This is a genomic window from Oliverpabstia sp. (assembly GCF_022785585.1).
Classification (GTDB): Bacteria; Bacillota; Clostridia; order Lachnospirales; family Lachnospiraceae; genus Oliverpabstia; species Oliverpabstia intestinalis.
This window is the reverse complement of record NZ_JALFPR010000082.1, coordinates 1-19,782: the sequence shown is the minus strand read 5'-3', so window position 1 is coordinate 19,782 and position 19,782 is coordinate 1. Positions and strand designations below refer to the sequence as shown.

Here is a 19,782-nt window from a genome sequence, read left to right as displayed (position 1 = left end):
CCTTTCCGCCTATTTTCTGGCAAGTTCCAGCAGTTCTTTCAGTTCTTCTACGCTGAAGGTATAGTTGGTGTTACAGAAATGACAATTCAGTTCGATGTTTTCACCGTCATCGATCATGCCCTGCAGTTCTTTTTCTCCCAGACTGATCAATACTTTTCCAACCCTTACTTTGTCACAGTTGCAGTAGAAACTGGTCGGCACTTTCTCATTGATCTCCAGATCCATATCACCAAGCAGTTTTTCCAGCAGCATTTCCGGTGTATAACCCTGATCCAGAAGTTCGGTAACAGAAGTGATCTGTGCAAGATTTTTCTCTAGTTTCTCAATCACTTCTTCCTCTGCGTTCGGCATCAGCTGCACGATAAATCCACCGGCCTGGCGGACAGTATTATCCTTCTCCATCAGTACGCCAAGTCCTACTGCGGAAGGCACCTGCTCACTGCTTGCAAAATAATAGGTCAGATCATCTCCGATCTCACCGGTCTTTAATTCCGTCTGTCCCACATACGGCTCTTTCAGACCCAGATCCTTAATTACACTTAAGACACCAAGACCAAGCGCACCGCCCACATCCAGTTTTCCCTGTGCATTCGCCGGGAGCATGACTTCCGGATGGTTTACATAACCTTTTACTCTTCCTTTGGAATCGGAAGTCACCGTCAGACCTCCGATCGGTCCGCTACACTTGATCTGCAATGTCAGGACATCTTTGTCCCCTTTCATCATGATTCCCATCATCGCACCGCCGGTCAGCAGACGTCCCAGAGCCGCGGTTGCCACAGGGCTGGTATTATGATCCTTTCTTGCGGTCTCCACTACATCTTTTGTGTTAGCCGCAAAGGCGCGGATCTGTCCGTCGGCTGCGGTTGCTCTTACAATATAATCACTCATATCTGTTTCCTTTCTTTCATATAATATTATGACACCAGGGTCAAAAGTTCAGAAATCTGACGCATGCTTGCTTCCAGGAAGTTTTCATACTTTCTGCAATTTCTTTATTTTGTACACTCTCTCGCAATAAAATAGATTCTCTCGCTGTCTTCCCGTACCGGTTCTCTGGTAAATGCATCGTAGATTGCTTCCACTTTCAGTCCTGCTTCCTCCAGTAATTCTTTCACTCTCTCCGGCTCATATGCTTTCTGGTAATGGAATTCTTCGTGCTTCCGGTAAAGATCGTCCTCTTCTTTAATAAATAATGTCAATGCATATTCATTGACCTGTGATTCCTCATCAAAGCAGTTTTCCCAGATAAAGCTTCCCTCTTCCCGGTTTTCTGCAATCGTCGTGTTGCCGATGACCTCCCGGTATTTGTACGGAGTATTCATATCAAAGACAAAGATTCCGCCCGGATCCAGATAATTGTTGGCCAGACAGAAGACCTCCAGAAGATCTTCTTCCTCCAGAATATAATTCATACAGTCACAGATACTTACAACAGCCCTGACCGTTCCATACAGTTCAAATTCCCGCATATCCTGCATCAGATATAAAATATCCAGACCGGATTCCACCCGTTTTTCCTGGGCGACCTCCAGCATATCCGGGGAATTGTCGATGCCGATCATATCGTACCCCTCAGCTGCCAGAAGTTCTGTCATACTTCCGGTACCGCAGCCAAGCTCCGCGATCAGTCCGTCTTCTATTCCATATTCTTTTAAAATACCGGTCAGATACGTACACCATGCCGGATAATCAATGTTATCCATGAACAGATCGTATACACCGGCAAAACTTTCATAAGATTCTTCCATACTGTCTCCTTTCTGACCTGTCGTTCTCTTTCTTCCGGTTTCCTGTTTTACAAAACGTTTTTCAGAAGTAATACCTTCCACAAATCCAATCCCAGCGATTTGCGGAAGGTATCCGATTCCTCTTGTGTAACCTTGTAACTGTTCAGTACCTTCACAGGTACAGAAAAAATTGCATTAAAAATCACCTTCGGTGATGTCATTTTTGCTTGTATGTCTCGGGATTTTGGCATATTCATGCCAAGACACCTCGTGGGATAGTGGCTGCTGAATAGTTACACAACCTTTTCTTCCTGTATATTCTTTTCCGGTCCCTGTGCCTTTTTCTTTCCAAACCAGAAAAACAGTACCACGCCGGCAATCGCAGTGAAAATAGCGATAAACTGGGATGTGGACAGACTTCCCACATTTCCCCTTTCCAGATCCCCACGGAAGAATTCCAGGACAAATCTTCCCACACTGTAACAAACCAGATACAGCCCTGCCACCTGTCCGTCACCTTTTTTCTTTCCTGCAAACCACATCAGGAAGATGCAGTTCAGAAAATCCAGCCCGCTGGAGATCAGCTGAGTCGGAATCAACGGCACGTTGTTCGGCGCATAAGCAGAATCGTGGAAAAGAATATGAAATGCACTGTTCGTCTCTTTTCCATAGCAACATCCTGCCAGAAAACACCCGATTCTTCCAAATCCCTGTGCCAGTGCCACCGACGGCATAACCAGATCGAAATATTTTATAAATTTCAGTTTTGCCACCTTACAGTAGAGCCATGCGGCAAGGATTCCTCCGATGATTCCTCCATAAACCACAAAACCGTTCCGCGCATCTTTCAAAAGGGAAGGATCTTTAAGAATCGCCGGAAGCTGCGTGATCAGATATAGAAGCTTTGCTCCTCCAAATCCACCGATCACCGCCCAGACCGTCACATAGAAGACTTTGTCCGGATCCAGCGCATATTTTTTCGACCGGTACGTGGCACTGAAGTATGCCGCCAGCACACCAATGGCAATCATCAGTCCATATCCGTAGATTGTGATCGGACCAATGGAAAACAATTCATTTTTCATGGATATCTCCTTTTATGTTTTATCTTTTCGCGTCCCCCTTATTATATCAGCATGCCCCGTCCGGTACAATCAAATTATTATCAAAATTATAATCCACATCTTCCAGTTCTTTAGCATGTGCTACCGGATACCAGCGAATCTCTTCCGGATGCTTTTTCAGGATCTTTCTCCCTCCCTGATCTCCGGAGAGTGCCCTGAGATCAGGAAGATATTTTCTGGAAAACCAGACCGGATTACCGGGCGTTTCACCATGGCAGACACTGCCCAGGTCTGCATGCTGTTTTTCCATTTCGCAGACAAATCCTTCCATAGTTTTCTCGCGAAGCCAGGGCTGATCTGCTGTAAAAAATACAAATGCTTCCGTATCATCTGCTTCCTTCAGCCCGTTTTTTATAGTCCAGGACGCACCGTCCCTGCTTTCCGGTGAAAATACTGTCTGGTGGGCAAATGTTCTTCCCTGTTCCAGAAGTTCTTCATACTGGCTGACCAGCACAATTTCCCAGTCACTGTGCCGTTCGCATATTGCAGCCAGCCGTTCAAGGACATGCCGGTACATCGGTTTCCCATCGATCGGATAAAATAGTTTATTACTGCCAAAACGGCGGCTGTTTCCAGCCGCCATATAAATCATTCGAATTCTCATTTTTTCAGGAGTCCCATCGCAATCTTTTCGCTTGTGATCGGCAATTCCCGGAACCACAGACCTGTTGCATTATAGATTGCATGCGCCAGTGCCGGTGATGGCGTATTAATAACGATCTCACCGATGGATTTGGCCCCAAACGGTCCTGTCGGTTCGTAACTGCTCTCAAACTCCACACGCAGTTTTCCCATATCCAGACGGGTCGGAACTTTATACTGCATTAAGGAATTATTTCTCAGCTGTCCTTTCGGGCTGTACTGAATATTCTCATACAGTGCCATACCGATTCCCTGTACAATGCCTCCTTCCACCTGAACCCGTGCCAGATTCGGATTGATGACCGTACCACAGTCCACAACTGCCACATAATCAAGAACCTCTACATGACCAGTCTCTTTATCCAGTTCAATCTCTACCATACCTGCCATAAACGGAGGCGGGGACACCGGTGAGCTGCTGTCTTCCACAGCTTCCAGGGCATTGATACTTCCGCACATGGAACTGGTACCGATCTGGGTAAGCGAAACTTCCTCACCGGTAGCCAGACGTTTTACACTGTCTCCGGCGAATTCCAGTTCCTCACTTTCACAGTTCAGGATCTTTGCAGCTTCCTGCACGATCCGTTCCTGTAATTTTCTGCAGGCCTTTTCTACCGCACGTCCGGTAATATACGTGGTACTGGATGCATAAGATCCGGAATCATACGGGGAGGTATCGGTATCCGCACCGCTGACGATCACATTTTCAATCGGGCACATCATACATTCTGCTACCATCTGTGCCAGAATCGTATCACAGCCGGTTCCCATATCTGCCGCACCGATTGCAAGGGTGTAGATACCGTCTTCGTTCAGTTTGATATCCGCAGACCCCACATCCACACCGGAGATACCGGAACCCTGCATGGACATAGCCATTCCCACGCTTCGCACTTTACCGTTTCCCATATCTCTTGCCGGATATTTGTCTTCCCAGCCGATCATCTTTGCTGCACGCTCCAGACAACGATCCAGGGCACAGCTATTACTTACCTCATCGTAATAAGAATGCATCTGCACCCCTTCACGTACCATGTTCATCTCACGAACCTTCAGAGGATCTATGCCGATCTTTGCCGCCAGCTGATTGACAGCGGATTCTACCGCAAACTGCCCCTGAGTTGCTCCGTATCCACGGTATGCACCTGCAGACATCACATTACTGTAAACTACGTCATAGGAAAAACGATGAGCCTCCAGAGATCCTTCGTATAGTGGAATGGATTTGTGTCCGGACAGACCAACCGTTGTCGGACCATGCTCCCCATACGCACCGGAATTGGATAACGTATATACATCGATAGCACGGATCTTACCATTTTTCATTGCTCCCAGCCGTACGGTTACTTCCATCTCATGCCGTGGGGAAGATGCGGTCTGGGATTCCTGTCTGCTGTAAATGATCATAGACGGTTTTCCGGTCTTCCAGGTGACAAAAGCCGGGAAAACTTCCGCTACCACCGACTGTTTTGCCCCGAATCCACCACCGATTCTCGGTTTGCTGACACGGATCTTTGATTTTGGTATTCCCAGAGCATTGGACAGGATCCTTCGTACATGAAAGACGATCTGTGTGGAACTCACCACATTCAGTCTGCCATAAGCATCCATAAAGCAGCAGGTACGGAAAGTCTCCATCATCGCCTGCTGATCTGCTTTTACATGATAGGTCTCTTCCACCATCACTTCACAGTCTTTGAAAACGGCTTCCACATCCCCGTAACCGCTGGTTCCTGTTGCCACCAGATTGCGCTTATTATCTGCTCCCACCGGACATAATGCTTTCCAGTTTTCTTCCGGGTGAACCAGAATCTCATTATCTTTGGCTTTGTGAAAATCCAGAATGGCCGGTAGAACTTCGTACTGTACTTTAATGATTTTCAGTGCTTTGTCTACGCACTCCTCATTCTCTCCCGCTACGATGGCCACCGGATCCCCCACATAGCGTACATGCTGATCCAGGATCTGACGGTCATAGGGACTTGGCTCCGGATAGGTCTGTCCGGCCATGGTAAAACGCTGGGTTGGTACATCTTCCCAGGTATACACAGCTTCGATTCCCGGAACCTTCTTTGCTGCATCTGTTTTTATTGACAGAATATTTGCGTTGGCATGCGGGCTTCGAAGTACTTTTACCACCAGACAGTCAGCCGGAGCCACATCCTGTGTAAAGACCGGTTTTCCTGTTACCAGCGCCATTGCATCTTTTTTCATCACCGGTTGTCCTACTACCTGCATACTGCACCTTCTTTCTCTTTTTTATAAGCAAGAAACTGCTGGATTCCCCGGAGCTGTCCTTCGTATCCGGAACAACGGCATAGATTTCCTGCCAGATATTCTTTTATTTCTTCCTCGGATGGATCCGGATTCTCACGAAACAGTGCCAGTGCGTTCATGATCATGCCAGGATTACAGAAACCGCACTGTTCTGCTCCCTGATTGGCAATAAATGCACCGAACTCCGCCGCTTCCTCCTGCAGTCCTTCCAGAGTATCTACTTTATGGCCGGATACTCTCGCCACCAGAGTGGAACAGGAAAGTACCGGTTTGTCATCTACAAATACTGTACACAACCCGCAGTTTGCCGTCTCACATCCTCTTTTCACACTTTTACACCCATGGGCACGCACAAAATCCAGCAGGAGCATCCCCGGCTGAATCTCTTCTGTGATTTTTTTACCATTTAACGTCATCTGGATCTTCATACCGTTATACCTCCTGCATCTTTTCTATCTGTTTGAGCCCTCTGCCAATCAGAACTTCTGCCAGATGGCTTCGGAATTCTTTTCCCGCACGCATATTACCTTCTGTCGGAAACTGCGCAGCCAGTTCTCCGGCCAGTGCTTCACTGCCCTTTTTCTTCCAGTCAGCCTCTGACACACACAGACAGACTGCTCTCGACGGACGGGCACCGACTGACGTATAGACATGTCCATCACGTAACGAAATACCACAGGTCAGTACCGGAAAATCTGTTTTTGAATTTCTGTGAGACAGATAGACACTTTTATCCTCATGTTTTTTCACAATCAGGCGCACCAGAATATCCCGGTCCGGTTTCTGCCTGGCAAATTCGGCAAGTGGGATGCAGCCGCCTTTGTACAGTTCCACCCAGGTATCCAGTGCCAGAAAACAGGTCAGTACATCCGAGAAGCCAAATCTTCCGAAAATACTTCCGCCAACGGTTGCCAGATTCCGGAACTGTACACCGACTATACTTCTTACACTCTCACTGACTGCACCGTTTGTGTAGCTATTCAGTCCCTCGTGCTGCTCCAGCTGCCGCAGAGTTGTCAAACAACCAATGGAAAATTCTTCCTCATTTTCCTCGATGGTATTCAATCCCAGATTGGACAGATCGATGGCTGTCGGAACCATCCGGCTTCCCATCTTCAGCCACAGCATGCCTCCAATGATACAGTTTCGCTTCTTCTGATTCAATTCATACGCCTGCTCCAGGCTTTCTGCCATCACGTATTCTTTTATTTTAATCATGTATTTCAATCACCTCTTTATTCTTGATGTTTACAATATTGGACATAATTCACCTATCATAAACAGTATACATGAAAATGCAGAAAGGGTAAAGAAAAAAATGTCATGAAAAATGCTTTGCTTTTTTCATGACATTTCCTATTATAATGTGCCCTGTAAACACTTTAAACCCGCGCTCCTGTATGCAGCAGCTGATTTGCATTTTTGATTCTCTCCTGGGTTGGCGGATCGATGCCTTCGAGCGGATACTCATAACCGAGTTCTTTCCATTTGTACGCGCCCAGTGTGTGATACGGCAGTACTTCTACTTTCTGTACATTGTGAAGAGACTGGATAAATGCATCCAGACGAATCAGATATTCGTCTTTGTCGCTTCGTTCCGGTACCAGTACATGTCGGATCCACATTGGTTTTCCGATTTCATCAAGGTATCTTGCCATATCCAGAATGTTCCGGTTGGTCTGACCGGTGAGGATCTTATGCTGTTCATCATCGATGTGTTTGATATCCAGCATCACAAGATCGGTCACTTCCAGAAGTTTTTTGATCTTCTCAAAGCGCTCGCCCTCTCTGGTAAATGGATTGCCGCTGGTATCCAGTGTGGTGTGGATGCCTTGGGCTTTGGCTTTCCGGAAAAGTTCTGTCAAAAAATCGATCTGCAGCATCGGTTCGCCGCCGGAGACGGTGATTCCGCCTTCTTTTCCCCAGTATCCTTTGTAGCGGACTGCTTTTTTCAGCAGTTCATCTGCGGTGTAAGGCGTTCCAACTTTCATATCCCAGGTATCCGGGTTATGGCAAAACTGGCAGCGCATCGCACATCCGGACACAAAGATCACATATCGTACTCCCGGTCCGTCTACGGAACCGAAACTTTCCAGTGAATGAATATATCCTGTCAGTTCTTTCTTTTCTTCTGACATAAGCTCCTCCATTTTTTCTTTTTCTTTTATATTTTACCATAGAAAACATTTGGCGATACAGTTTTTCACTGCACCGCCAAACGATTTTATTTTATATTACTGTTTATTCACCTGAATCTGTCAGACAAATTACATTGTTTTGTGGCAGGTTCTTGCGATAACATCCAGCTGCTGTTCACGAGTCAGGTCGATGAACTTAACAGCATATCCGGATACACGGATTGTGAAGTTTGCGTATTCCGGTTTCTCCGGATGTTCCATAGCGTCGATCAGTTTTTCTGTACCGAATACGTTTACGTTCAGGTGATGTGCACCCTGATCGAAGTAACCATCCAGGATGTGTACCAGGTTGTTGACTCTTTCGTCATCGTCATGACCCAGTGCGCTCGGGCTGATGGTCTGTGTATTGGAGATACCATCCAGTGCCAGTTCGTATGGCAGTTTTGCTACAGAGTTCAGGGAAGCCAGCAGGCCGCTCTTCTCTGCGCCGTAAGATGGGTTAGCTCCTGGTGCCAGAGGCTCGCCCAGTTTTCTACCATCCGGCAGAGTACCGGTAGCTTTACCGTATACTACGTTGGATGTGATAGTCAGGATAGATGTTGTCGGCTCAGAATCTCTGTATGTGTGGCATTTGTTCAGTTTGTGCATGAATGTTTTCAGCAGCCAGATTGCGATATCATCTGCACGGTCATCGTCGTTACCGTATCTTGGGAATTCGCCTTCTGTCTCGAAATCTACTACCACACCGTCTTCATCACGGATTGCTTTAACTTTTGCATATTTGATAGCACTCAGAGAGTCTACTACGTGAGAGAAACCAGCGATACCGGTAGCAAATGTACGTCTTACATCTGTATCGATCAGGGCCATCTCTGCTGCTTCGTAGTAATATTTGTCATGCATGTAGTGGATCATGTTCAGAGTATCTACATACAGTTTTGCCAGCCAGTCCATCATAACATCGTAATGTTCCATTACTTCGTCATAATCCAGATATTCAGCTGTGATCGGTCTGTAAGCAGGTCCTACCTGAACTTTTGTCTTCTCATCGATACCACCGTTGATTGCGTACAGTAAGCATTTTGCCAGGTTCGCACGTGCACCGAAGAACTGGATCTCTTTACCGGTCTGAGTAGCGGATACACAGCAGCAGATGCTGTAGTCATCGCCCCATACCGGACGCATAACATCGTCGTTTTCGTACTGGATGGAACTTGTTGTTACAGAAATTCTTGCTGCGTAATCTTTGAAAGATTCCGGCAGTCTGGAAGAATAAAGAACAGTCAGGTTCGGTTCCGGAGACGGTCCCATGTTTTCCAGAGTATGCAGGAAACGGTAATCGTTCTTTGTTACCATGGAACGTCCGTCCTGTCCCATACCACCAACTTCCAGAGTAGCCCATACCGGGTCACCGGAGAACAGTTCTGTATAGGAAGTAATTCTTGCGAATTTTACCATTCTGAACTTCATAACCATATGGTCGATCAGTTCCTGTGCCTCTTTCTCTGTCAGAACGCCTGCTTTCAGGTCTCTCTCGATATAGATATCCAGGAATGTGGATACACGACCAACACTCATTGCTGCTCCGTTCTGAGTCTTGATTGCTGCCAGATATCCGAAGTACAGCCACTGTGCTGCTTCTTTTGCGTTTTTCGCCGGTACGGAAATATCGAATCCGTAAGATGCAGCCATTTCTTTCATTTCGTTCAGAGCTTTCATCTGATCTGCAAGTTCTTCACGAAGACGGAAATCAGTTCCTTTCATTCCATGTCTTTCGTAACGTTTCATATCGTAGTGTTTTTTCTCCAGCAGGAAATCGATACCGTACAGAGCTACACGACGGTAATCGCCTACGATACGTCCACGACCGTAAGTATCCGGCAGACCGGTAATGATTTTATTGTGACGGGCAACTTTCATCTCGTCAGTATAGATATCGAATACACCCTGGTTATGTGTTTTATGATATTTTGTGAAGATTTCATGCAGTTTCTCACTCGGTGTATATCCGTGTGTTGTGCAGGCTTTCTCAGCCATCTTGATTCCACCGTAAGGCATGAATGCTCTCTTCAGCGGTTTGTCTGTCTGCAGACCAACGACTGCTTCCAGATCTTTCATGCTTTCATCGATATATCCCGGGCCATATGCTGTGATACCGGAAACTACTTCTGTTTCCATATCCAGAACGCCGCCTTTTGCACGTTCTTCTTTCTGCAGCTCCTGCAGTTTTCCCCACAGTTTATCTGTTGCCTCTGTAGGTCCCTCCAGGAAAGTTTCATCTCCGTCATATGGTGTGTAGTTGCACTGAATGAAGTCACGTACATCTACGGAATTAACCCAGTTTTTACCCTGGAAGCCTTCCCACTGTTCAAACTTAGCCATTGCATATCCTCCTGTGTTTGTGTGTATTTGAATTGTTATCTTTTTGTCAAGTGTAGTATAACATCACTTTTTTCAAAAAACAAATAGAAAATAATCCCAAATCCATGAAATATAGGCATGTATGCAATTTTGTACAATTTTTGGCAGATATTGTATTTATTCAGGAACAATTTCCATATCTTGTGTTTTTTATCCTTTTTTTCTGTTTTTCTTCTCTGTTTCATAAGATTTCAGTGCCTTCATGGCGATTCCGGACATCGGATAAAGCATAATAATATTAAACACGGTCATCAGACCCACGCCGACGTCTCCAAGATCCCACACCACCGTGTATGCTGCCAGTCCGCCGATAAACATCATCACCAATGCAAGTACTTTATAGAGATTCTGCGGCAGCATTCCATCTCCAAACAGATATGATATATTTGATCTTGCATAATATAAAATACCGAGAAAAGTGGAGAAACTGAACAGCCAGAGTGTCGCTGCAATGAAAATCACACCAAACTGTCCCAGATGGTAGCCCATTGCTGCCTGTAAAAGTTCCATTCCTACCGCCCCTTCGGTCAGGCTTTCCGGCGTCAGAAGCATGATCATCGCCGTACAGCTGCAGATCACGATCGTATCAATAAAAACTCCCAGTGCCTGGGTCAGCCCAAGTTTTACCGGTTGATCGCTTTCTGCTGCCGCTGCCGCACAGGGGGCTGAGCCGGAACCGGCTTCATTGGAAAACAGACCACGTTTCACACCATTCATCACCACCGTGCCAAGTCCTCCTGCCACTGCCTGACGAATACCAAACGCTTCCTCAAAGATTCTGGAAAACACCCCCGGAAGGGCAGAAAAATTCATACAGATCAAAATCACAGTAATCAGAAAATAACATCCTGCCATAATCGGTACCAGCACATCCAGCACTTTTACCGTTGCAGTTTTTCGAAAAATGATCACTGCCGCAAGTGCTACCAGAACCACTGTGGTATAGATTGGCGGAATGTGAAAGGCATTATGGAATGCAGAAGTTACGGAATTGCTGATAACCTGACTGATTCCACACCAGCAGATCAGTCCGGAGATTGCAAAGAGAACGGATATTCCCACATAACGTTTCTTTTTTCCTCCCCGCTTTTCCTGTATGAATCTGTGCATATAATAGGCCGGTCCACCACGGTAGCCACCATATACCGGGTCTTTTTCTTTATAGATCTGTGCAAGAGTTGCTTCCACAAAGGCCGTGGACGAGCCGATGAGTGCCGTCACCCACATCCAGAAAACCGCACCCGCTCCTCCGGCGGAAATTGCCGCAACCACACCGACTAGGTTTCCCATACCGACACGTGTAGCGGTAGAGACGATCAGTGTCTGTAATGCCGACAATGTACTGTTATGGCTCTCCCCTTCCGCCTTTTCCTTTTTTTCAAACAATGTATGCAGCATATCCGGAAACAGACGGATGGGAAGAAATCTCGTCCGGATCGTAAACCAGATTCCTGCCGGAATCAGTATCATTACGAGCAGGGAAAGCCGAAAAGAACTTCCTCCCGGAAGCGGAAGCACGATCCAGTCACCCCATAAAAACTGATATACTTTTTCAATTATCGCTATCATATGACTTATCCTTTTCTTTTTTTATTCTCCTGCTGAGAGGATTGGACGGATTACCTTGGAAGATTCCTGTGTTTTTCTGTTTTTCTGCGGATACTTCCGGTAATTGTGGTATTTTCTGTATTTGCGATGTTCCGGTTTTCTGATTTCTGCACCGTTATTCTCCTGACGGACTGCAACTTCTTTTACCTGCTGTTCCTGTTTCTCTTCTGTCAGCACCTTTTCTGCCACCGGAATCTCTGTGTTTTCCACATCCGGTTTCTGCTGCGCCGGATTCTGTGATTTTGTTTCCTGTTTTCTTGTGTGTACCTGCAGTCTTGTTGTCTGCCCCGGATGTGCATTTCCCTTCTTCTGCTGTTTTTTTCCATGGAATTTCTTCTGCTGATCAGGTTTTTCTCTCTCTTCACCGGATTCCTTTTCCGCTTTTTCCATTTTTTCCGGGTTTCCTGGTTTTTCTTTCTTTTCTTTTTTTTCTGTTTTTGAAGGTTTTTCTTCTTCCAGATCTTCCTTTGCTGCTGCAATATCTGACGCAGTCTTCACATTTTCTCCACGTTCTGCCCAGTAACCTGTCAGGATCGCAAGACCTTTATCCTCAGACACAATATAATATGTCTCGTTTTTACCTTCATTTTCACTGATCAGATATCCCAGATATGTGGACAATTGAAAATCCAGTGCATTTTTCACACCGACTTCAACTTTTTGTAATACGATCTTTCCTTTTGTCTGATTCAGTTTTTCGTGAAGACCGAAGGTAAGTGTGGATGCGTTTTCACTGTAGAAAATACACACACAATCCTTCTTGCCAAGCTGATCCACCCCGTACATTCCGTCAGCTTTTACATTTTCATAATCTACGAGATAATATGCCATAATTTTTTCTCCATTTCTTCCATGTTTGTGAAATACTATTCTTTTAACCGCACATCATTTTATTTTACCCTTTCCCGACATTACTGTCAAACGCTCTGTGCATTTCTCTGCTACTTTTTTCTCTTACAGTTTTCCCAATGATCCATTGGTAAATGCCTGTCTTATCATACACACCAAATGTTTATCCAGATGTACGTACTTTAGAGCGTGTCTGAAAAATCATTCCCGCAATCTGCACGCACAAAAAAGACGAATCTACTGAAAATGTATGATTCGTCTTTTTCCTTTTTCATATTGGCTGTCGATTGTTTCCATCCATCAGAACTTTCCGGATGTTCCTCCGTGGCTTCTTCCGGAAGAGCTTGTGTGTGTGGAGCTTCCGCCGGATGAACTTCCGCTGGAGCTGGATACCACTCTGGATGTCACATTGGATGCAACCAGCACATCCGAATTCTGATACAGGCGCATACTTCCTGCCACCTGGTAATCCGCTGCTGATTCTTTTTTTCGTACACTTTTCAGTTTTGCACTCTTCGATCTTCCTATCAGTAAAGAAATCAGGAAACCAATTGCAAGGGAGATGGGGATATATACGGGATGGACTGTCCCTTTTGGCATATTATCCCCATCATATGGTTCTCCCGTATGGGCCTGGGTAAGGAACTTATCACAGCAGTCTGCAAAGTTGTTGAAGGCATCTCCATACCTTCCGCCACTTAAGGCAGGTTTGAAATCATTTACCACATATTGCAGACCTGCATCGGTAAATGCTGTGATACCAAAACCATAGGTAGTGATAGCATAGTCTCTGTCTTCCATACTGATCAGCAACAGGATACCGTCATCGTCTTTTCCGTATCCGTAGCCGTTATAATCATAGAAATCGTCTGCATAATCCTGTGAAGTCTTTCCTTCCAGGGAATCCACGGTGACTACTGCCACTTCACATTCCTGTCTTTCACTGATTTCCTCCAGTTTATCCAGCAGAGCATCTGCTTCTTCCTCAGTCAGCAGACCTGCATCATCCACAAGCAGCGGAAGCTGTCTTTCTTGCGGAATCGCGCTGCCGGCTTCCTGAGTGTTCGAACCGGAAGCTTCTGTAGTTTCCGAAGTATCGGCACCTGCCGTCTGGTCATCGCCCTGGCTGTCTGTAGCAGCCGGTTCTGCCACTCCCTGAGAATCCACGCTGCAGATAGCAGCTGCCGCATCCAGATAAGCATCTACACAATCCACATAATAATCCTGAATGGCAAATTCGTTCCAGAGTTCATTTTCCTGTTCCTCCGTCAGTGGAGCTGACTCCATTCCTGAGCTGTAGATAAACCATTCCTGATCATCGATACTGTAGATCAGCATAAAGCCCGGATCATCGGCAAACAGTCCCTTGTACACCTGCTCAGATACTGCCGGAGTTCCCATGCCCTCCGTGGTGTTCGTGATCATACAGGTAATGCGAAGTCCCGCTTCTTCCGATACTGTTTCTGCTTTTTCGTTCAGCGTCGAAATATATTCCCCCAGCACATCGCTCTGATCAATGATATAGGTATTACTGTCCGCATATACAGGTATGCCGAAGAGCAATCCGAATAAAATGGAGAGTATCGTAATTTTTAATTTGTGCTTCATATTCTCACCCTCCTTCTTACATCAGTGCAATGATCCAAAGTAACAAATAGATCACAAGTCCGATGATACCGCCGCGAACCGATACGCTGATCCAGAACTGCTTTTTGTCCATCGGCAGGTTGCCTACCAGTTTTCCGCTCTGTCCGTTCATAGCGAAGGTAAATTTTTCACCATTCCAGGTGGTGTTCAGGATCCATACCGGATACAGTACATACCAGTATCTGGCATTGCATACATTTACATTACTGCTGGCTACCGTCACACGGTCCATATGAGGCAGGGTCTTTCGAAATGCATCTTCTGTAGCTTTTTTCACTCGCTCCCTGGCACGTTCCATACGTTCTTCCATGTCCATATCGTATCGATCTGCCATATATCCCGCAAGGTAAGCCGCCTGGAAAGGAACCGCCTCACGGAATTCAAAAGGCTCTATGGATTCCATCAAAGTATCATCCATTTTCCTGGATCCGTCTGCCGGAACGCGGGCGAAACTCAGATTTCCTCCACGCTGCATGGAATACATTTCGGTTTTTGTGTACTCTGTGTCTCCATTTCTCCACTTGGTGATACGCTCACCGTTATATGCGACACTTCCTTCTGCATCTACATCAAAGATCCAGAAAGGAACATAGACACCTTTCATCTCATCCACATGATTTTCTTTTTTAAATACCTTTGGAAGGTATTTTTTCCCTTTCAGATGGTTGAAATAAGCAGCCTTTGCCGCCTTTTTATCTTTCTTAAACGGAATGATATAATCCGGCTTCAGATCTCCGGCAAACTGTCCTTTCATGACAACTCTGTTTCCACAGAACGGACAGCTTGTTGCACCGGTATTGGCATCTGCAACGATTTCTCCTCCACAGGACTGACAGACATAGACCCGGATTCCGTCTGTCTCGCCTTCCATCCATTGATTGTTGCCCATATCAGACCAGTTTTCATTGTTTCCTCCGGTATCGCCCCCCTGATTGCCACCGGCATTTCCTTCGGCTTTCTCCTGCATCTGCTGATACTGGGCTACTTCCATTTCCGTATCACAGTAGGGACATTTCATTTTCTGAGTCGTACTGTCAAACTCCATGGCTCCGCCACAAGAAGGGCATTTGTACTCCATCATATCTGCCATAGCTCACCCTCTCCCTCCTTTTTACGCTCTGTCCCCGAAAAAGTTTTCCGGGGACAGTAGCTCAGATATTTTTGTATAATGTCGACCGCATATAATGCGGACGGACACACAGGCTTAGATTACTGATTTGGTTTTGGCTGTCCACAGAATTCACAGAATCTTCCTGTGTTGGATGCGCCACAGCTGCATACCCAGGCACCACCGGCTGCAGCAGGATTTCCCTGTACAGGCTGGCTGTAATCCTGATTCGGAACACCTGCTCGCGGATCATAGCTGCCCTGATTCATCATTCCTGGCTGCTGGCCGTACATTCCCTGGTTCATCATGCCCGGCTGCTGGCCATACATGCCCTGATTCATCATGCCCGGCTGCTGGCCGTACGCTCCCTGGTTCATCATTCCCGGCTGCTGACCATACGCGCCCTGATTCATCATTCCCGGCTGCTGGCCGTATGCTCCCTGGTTCATCATGCCTGCCTGCTGGCCATACATACCGGCATTCATATTGCCCTGCTGGCCATATGCTCCCTGATTCATCATTCCCGGCTGCTGACCGTATGCTCCCTGGTTCATCATTCCCGGCTGCTGATTGCCATGCATTGGGGTATTTCCCATCATCCCCGGTTGCTGACCATACATTCCATTGTTCATATTGCCTGCCATATTGCCGCCGGAGAGTGCTGCGATGATCTGATTACCGATCTGCTCTACTGCCATGATCTTTCCGCGATCATTTGCATCGATGGCAAAATTATGTAACTGGAAATCCATATCATCAAACCAAGGGCTGTTGATGCCGATCATCATTTTGTATTTGTAAGAATATTTGTATCTTGGAGGCACATAATCTCTCATCTCGCCGTTCTGATCCCGATACTGTTCTTCTGTGCGATCCTGTTCCACATCCATACGACAGCTTGTAACCTGAGAAATATCCAGAATATCCGGATTGGTCTCTACATCCATCTTGGTTCCAATCGCAAATTTCTGATGATTATCATCAATAAATACATGGTAATTATTGTCTGCTTTCAGGTCCCTGGTCACACGGAAATTACGAACTGCTTCTTTGTTCTGTTCTCTGTATGCCAACTGTTTCTTAATATCTTCTACTGTGCTGTGACGACGCTCCTCAAACCAGGGAGACAGTTTTTTTGCACAATCCTTACACAGATTGCCGTCATCCAGTTTTCTGTTTCCTAACAGCCCAATTTTCTCACCACAGATATCACATACTTTTTTATCAAATAAACCCATACCTCTTCCCCCTTCCGGATTACTGAATATCAGATTCGTTAAAAGGATCTCCGCATTCCGGACAGAAACGCGGCGGATTTTTCGGATCTTCCGGTGTCCATCCACATTTATCACAGCGATATAACGGTGCATCCGCCGGTTTCTTTGCTCCGCAGTTCATACAGAACTTGCCCTGATTGACAGTTCCGCAAGAACAGGTCCATCCTTCCGGTTCTGCTGGTTTTTCTTCTGCCGGCTTCGGTGCGCCACATTCCGGACAGAATTTTCCGGTAGCAATATTGCCACATGCGCATTTCCATCCTTCTGCAGGTTTTGGTTCCGGTTTCTTGGATCCGCATTCCGGACAGAACTTTCCGCTTACTATATTTCCACAACTGCAGGTCCAGGTACCTGCAGCCGGTGCCGCTGCAGCTGCTGCCTGCTGCTGTGCTGCTTCTGCGCGGAGTTTTGCCTCTACCTGTCTGCGGATCTCTTCTTCCTGGGCTTTTTTCTGTGCTTCTTCCTGACGTCTGGCTTCTTCCTGCTGCTGACCCATAGCGAACAGATTCTGCGGATTCATACCGCCGCCTCCTGCGTTCATAGCCATTCCCATTCCCATAAAGCCTGTCATTGCACCTGCTTCATTGGATGCTGCTGCTTTCATGGCGTCTGCCTGTGCTCCAACCATAGTAGCTGCTGCCATGGTAGGATCTCTCATGATCGCGGTACGCTGTGCCTGTTTGATCATCTCCGCATCTTCTTCCGGTAAAGTTACGGAACCCAGAGCGATACTTACTACCTGCAGACCACGAAGCTGTCCCCACTTGGCGGACAGAGATTCATTCATGGCATTTTCCAGTTCTGTATTATGAGTGACGATCTGATTCGGACGTAATTCCAGATCCGATAATTTTCCAAATGCCGGCTGAAGTGCACTGATAAATTCTGTTTTCAGCTGACTTTCCAGTTCTTCTCTTCGATATTCGTCTTCTACGTTTCCACATACGTTGCTGTAGAACAGAAGCGGATCTGCGATACGGTAAGAATATACACCGGAGCAACGTACTGCCACGTCCACATCCAGTCCGATCTTGGAATCTACTACACGGAATGGAATCGGATTCGGTGTTCCAAACTTGTTATCGATCAGCTCTTTTGTATTGAAATAATATACTCTCTGATCTTTTCCGGTATCTCCACCATAGGTGAATCGTTTTCCGATGGTTGCGAAAGTTGCTTCGATACTTGATCCAAGACTGCCGGTAAAAATAGATGGCTCTGTGGAAGAATCAAAGGTAAACTGTCCCGGTTCTGCACAAACTTCAACAATCTTACCCTGTTCTACGATGATCATACACTGACCGTCTGCAACAGCGATTCCACTTCCGTTTGTAATAATGTTATCGCTGCCTTTTGTGTTGGAGGATCTTCCTGAAACACGTTTCTGTCCCTTTTTTACCATTACATCTTTATCCATGGAGTCGCAGTAGAAAAACTCCTTCCACTGATCTGCCATTACGCCGCCTGCTGCGCCCATAGCTGCTTTTATAAGTCCCATACGATTTTCTCCCTTCTTTTTATACATAGTTTTTCGTAACTGTTCAGTACCTTCACAGTCACGAGCCAAAATGCATGTAAAATCCCTTTCAGTGACGGCATTTTGTCTTGTATATCTCAGGATCTTGGCATAGTCATACCAAAACACCTTGCGCAACAGTGGCTACTGACAATTACATCTTTTTCTTTTTTTGTATTATTATTATTACAGATATCTTATTGTCAGTCACTAACACTTGTGATAGCAAACGAAGTACTTATTGATTTTTTATAATGTCTACCAGTCTTTTAATGTACTTACGACCAGCTTGCTTTCCAGTACTGCAGCCAGTAATTCTTCCTTACAGGAGTAGCCGGCTTTCGCTATCATATCCTGAAAATTCCATCGAACCCCTGCTGCCGAACAGTTCATCTGTTTTCCAATCTCCGAATAGGAATAGCCTTTGATATACAGTCTCAGCATCTCCAGCTGCCGGGGGCTGATCTCATCGCTTTTCATCCACTTCAGTTCCACGGCTGGTGCCTTGTCCGGAAAGACATGTTTCCCCTCCAGAGTCCGGTCGATCACCTCCATAATTTCTTCCTGTCCGTGATCCTTATACCACAGACTGTCTGCGCCCCTCTCTTTTGCCCGTGCAAGGATCTCCGGATCCACCAGAGATGTGATCACGATGACCTTCACTGCCGGATGTTGTTTTTTGATAGTTTCTGCAGCCAGCAATCCGTCATGGTTCTGGAAGGTCTGCACGTCCATCAGGACAAGATCCACCACTGTATGATTACAGTAAGAAACAGCCTTTTCTCCGTCGTTCAGAACGTCCACCAACAGGAATCTTTCATCCCCCTGTACCATGCTGGCGAAATATTTCTGCATGATCTTCTGGTCTTCCACAAGTAACACTCGTATTTTCATTTTTCATCACTTCCCTTTTTATTCTTCTATTAACTGTTCAGTATCTTCACAGGTACTTCCTCTGAACTTTTGATCTCTCTGTCTTTTTCATGAGACAGTAACAGAATCAGTTCAAACTCAGGCGAAAAGATCACCTGCATATTTCCTCCTTCCCGCTCCACTGTTTTTCTAAGAGATGTCAGTCCTCCGCCCTCCTGGGATCCTTCTGCGGGTTTCTTTCCATTGTTGGTGATCTGTACCTTACAAAGCACTTTATTGTTTGTGATCTTTACAAACACCCTGGTTCCACCGGCGTGCCTTGCACAGTTTGTCATACATTCCATAATCGCCTGGTCGATCAATAACTTCTGATATTCTTCCTCCGGCATGCTTCCGGTGACAAATACAGTGATTCCAAGCTTTTCTGCCTTTTCTGTGATGGACTCTTTATTCTCGTCCTGTACTTCCTCCATATTTCCCAGCAAAATCTGTGCCGTCTGCCTTATGGTCTTTAACTGCCCTTTCATTTTCTCCGGTTCTGCTTCCTCTTCCAGAAGTTGTCGGACTGCCAG

The 19,782-nt window shown here is 46.2% G+C and carries 16 protein-coding genes and 1 pseudogene; all 17 read right to left on the bottom strand.

The annotated features are described in order from the left end of the window. Positions 1 to 9 precede the first annotated feature (9 nt). Entirely contained in the window at positions 10 to 891 is an 882-nt protein-coding gene (hslO, locus tag MSA64_RS05575; protein WP_173884253.1) for an Hsp33 family molecular chaperone HslO, read from the bottom strand. Positions 892 to 995: 104 nt separating this feature from the next. Further along, entirely contained in the window at positions 996 to 1,751 is a 756-nt protein-coding gene (locus MSA64_RS05570; protein ID WP_022172289.1) for a class I SAM-dependent DNA methyltransferase, read from the bottom strand. Positions 1,752 to 2,023: 272 nt separating this feature from the next. Continuing rightward, positions 2,024 to 2,815: a prolipoprotein diacylglyceryl transferase gene (locus MSA64_RS05565; protein WP_129258264.1), complete on the bottom strand. Its 792-nt coding sequence runs from the start codon at positions 2,813 to 2,815 to the stop codon at positions 2,024 to 2,026. A 46-nt stretch (positions 2,816 to 2,861) separates the two neighbouring features. After that, complete coding sequence (locus tag MSA64_RS05560) at positions 2,862 to 3,446, bottom strand: nucleotidyltransferase family protein (protein ID WP_287890916.1); 585 nt, start codon at positions 3,444 to 3,446, stop codon at positions 2,862 to 2,864. 8 nt (positions 3,447 to 3,454) lie between these two features. Beyond that, complete coding sequence (locus MSA64_RS05555) at positions 3,455 to 5,734, bottom strand: xanthine dehydrogenase family protein molybdopterin-binding subunit (RefSeq protein ID WP_022172292.1); 2,280 nt, start codon at positions 5,732 to 5,734, stop codon at positions 3,455 to 3,457. Next, positions 5,725 to 6,201 (bottom strand): (2Fe-2S)-binding protein, encoded by a 477-nt coding sequence (locus MSA64_RS05550; protein ID WP_022172293.1) that lies wholly within the window; start codon positions 6,199 to 6,201, stop codon positions 5,725 to 5,727. Before MSA64_RS05550 ends, MSA64_RS05555 begins: the two co-directional genes overlap by 10 nt. Before the next feature lie 4 nt (positions 6,202 to 6,205). Further along, entirely contained in the window at positions 6,206 to 6,991 is a 786-nt protein-coding gene (locus MSA64_RS05545) for an FAD binding domain-containing protein (RefSeq protein ID WP_287890915.1), read from the bottom strand. A gap of 164 nt (positions 6,992 to 7,155) precedes the next feature. After that, a complete protein-coding gene (pflA, locus tag MSA64_RS05540) occupies positions 7,156 to 7,911 on the bottom strand; it encodes a pyruvate formate-lyase-activating protein (RefSeq protein WP_154432164.1) in 756 nt (251 codons plus the stop codon). A 129-nt stretch (positions 7,912 to 8,040) separates the two neighbouring features. After that, entirely contained in the window at positions 8,041 to 10,293 is a 2,253-nt protein-coding gene (gene pflB, locus MSA64_RS05535) for a formate C-acetyltransferase (protein WP_154432163.1), read from the bottom strand. Positions 10,294 to 10,482: 189 nt separating this feature from the next. Next, positions 10,483 to 11,901, bottom strand: a complete 1,419-nt coding sequence (locus MSA64_RS05530) for an alanine/glycine:cation symporter family protein (RefSeq protein ID WP_287890914.1) — start codon at positions 11,899 to 11,901, stop codon at positions 10,483 to 10,485. A gap of 21 nt (positions 11,902 to 11,922) precedes the next feature. After that, the gene (locus MSA64_RS05525; protein ID WP_215636362.1) at positions 11,923 to 12,771 is read right to left on the bottom strand and encodes a PIN domain-containing protein; all 849 of its coding nucleotides are present in this window, start codon (positions 12,769 to 12,771) and stop codon (positions 11,923 to 11,925) included. Positions 12,772 to 13,089: 318 nt separating this feature from the next. Further along, on the bottom strand, positions 13,090 to 14,397 hold the full coding sequence (locus MSA64_RS05520) for a TPM domain-containing protein (RefSeq protein ID WP_287890912.1): 1,308 nt from the start codon (positions 14,395 to 14,397) through the stop codon (positions 13,090 to 13,092). A 16-nt stretch (positions 14,398 to 14,413) separates the two neighbouring features. Next, positions 14,414 to 15,526 (bottom strand): hypothetical protein, encoded by a 1,113-nt coding sequence (locus MSA64_RS05515; RefSeq protein ID WP_287890911.1) that lies wholly within the window; start codon positions 15,524 to 15,526, stop codon positions 14,414 to 14,416. A 119-nt stretch (positions 15,527 to 15,645) separates the two neighbouring features. Next, complete coding sequence (locus MSA64_RS05510) at positions 15,646 to 16,782, bottom strand: DUF4428 domain-containing protein (protein WP_287890910.1); 1,137 nt, start codon at positions 16,780 to 16,782, stop codon at positions 15,646 to 15,648. A gap of 19 nt (positions 16,783 to 16,801) precedes the next feature. Next, positions 16,802 to 18,319 (bottom strand): SPFH domain-containing protein, encoded by a 1,518-nt coding sequence (locus MSA64_RS05505; RefSeq protein WP_287890909.1) that lies wholly within the window; start codon positions 18,317 to 18,319, stop codon positions 16,802 to 16,804. Between the two features lie 276 nt (positions 18,320 to 18,595). Next, positions 18,596 to 19,231 (bottom strand): response regulator transcription factor, encoded by a 636-nt coding sequence (locus MSA64_RS05500; protein ID WP_287890908.1) that lies wholly within the window; start codon positions 19,229 to 19,231, stop codon positions 18,596 to 18,598. Positions 19,232 to 19,260: 29 nt separating this feature from the next. Continuing rightward, positions 19,261 to 19,782 (bottom strand): annotated as a pseudogene (locus MSA64_RS05495) (hypothetical protein); the annotation flags it as partial.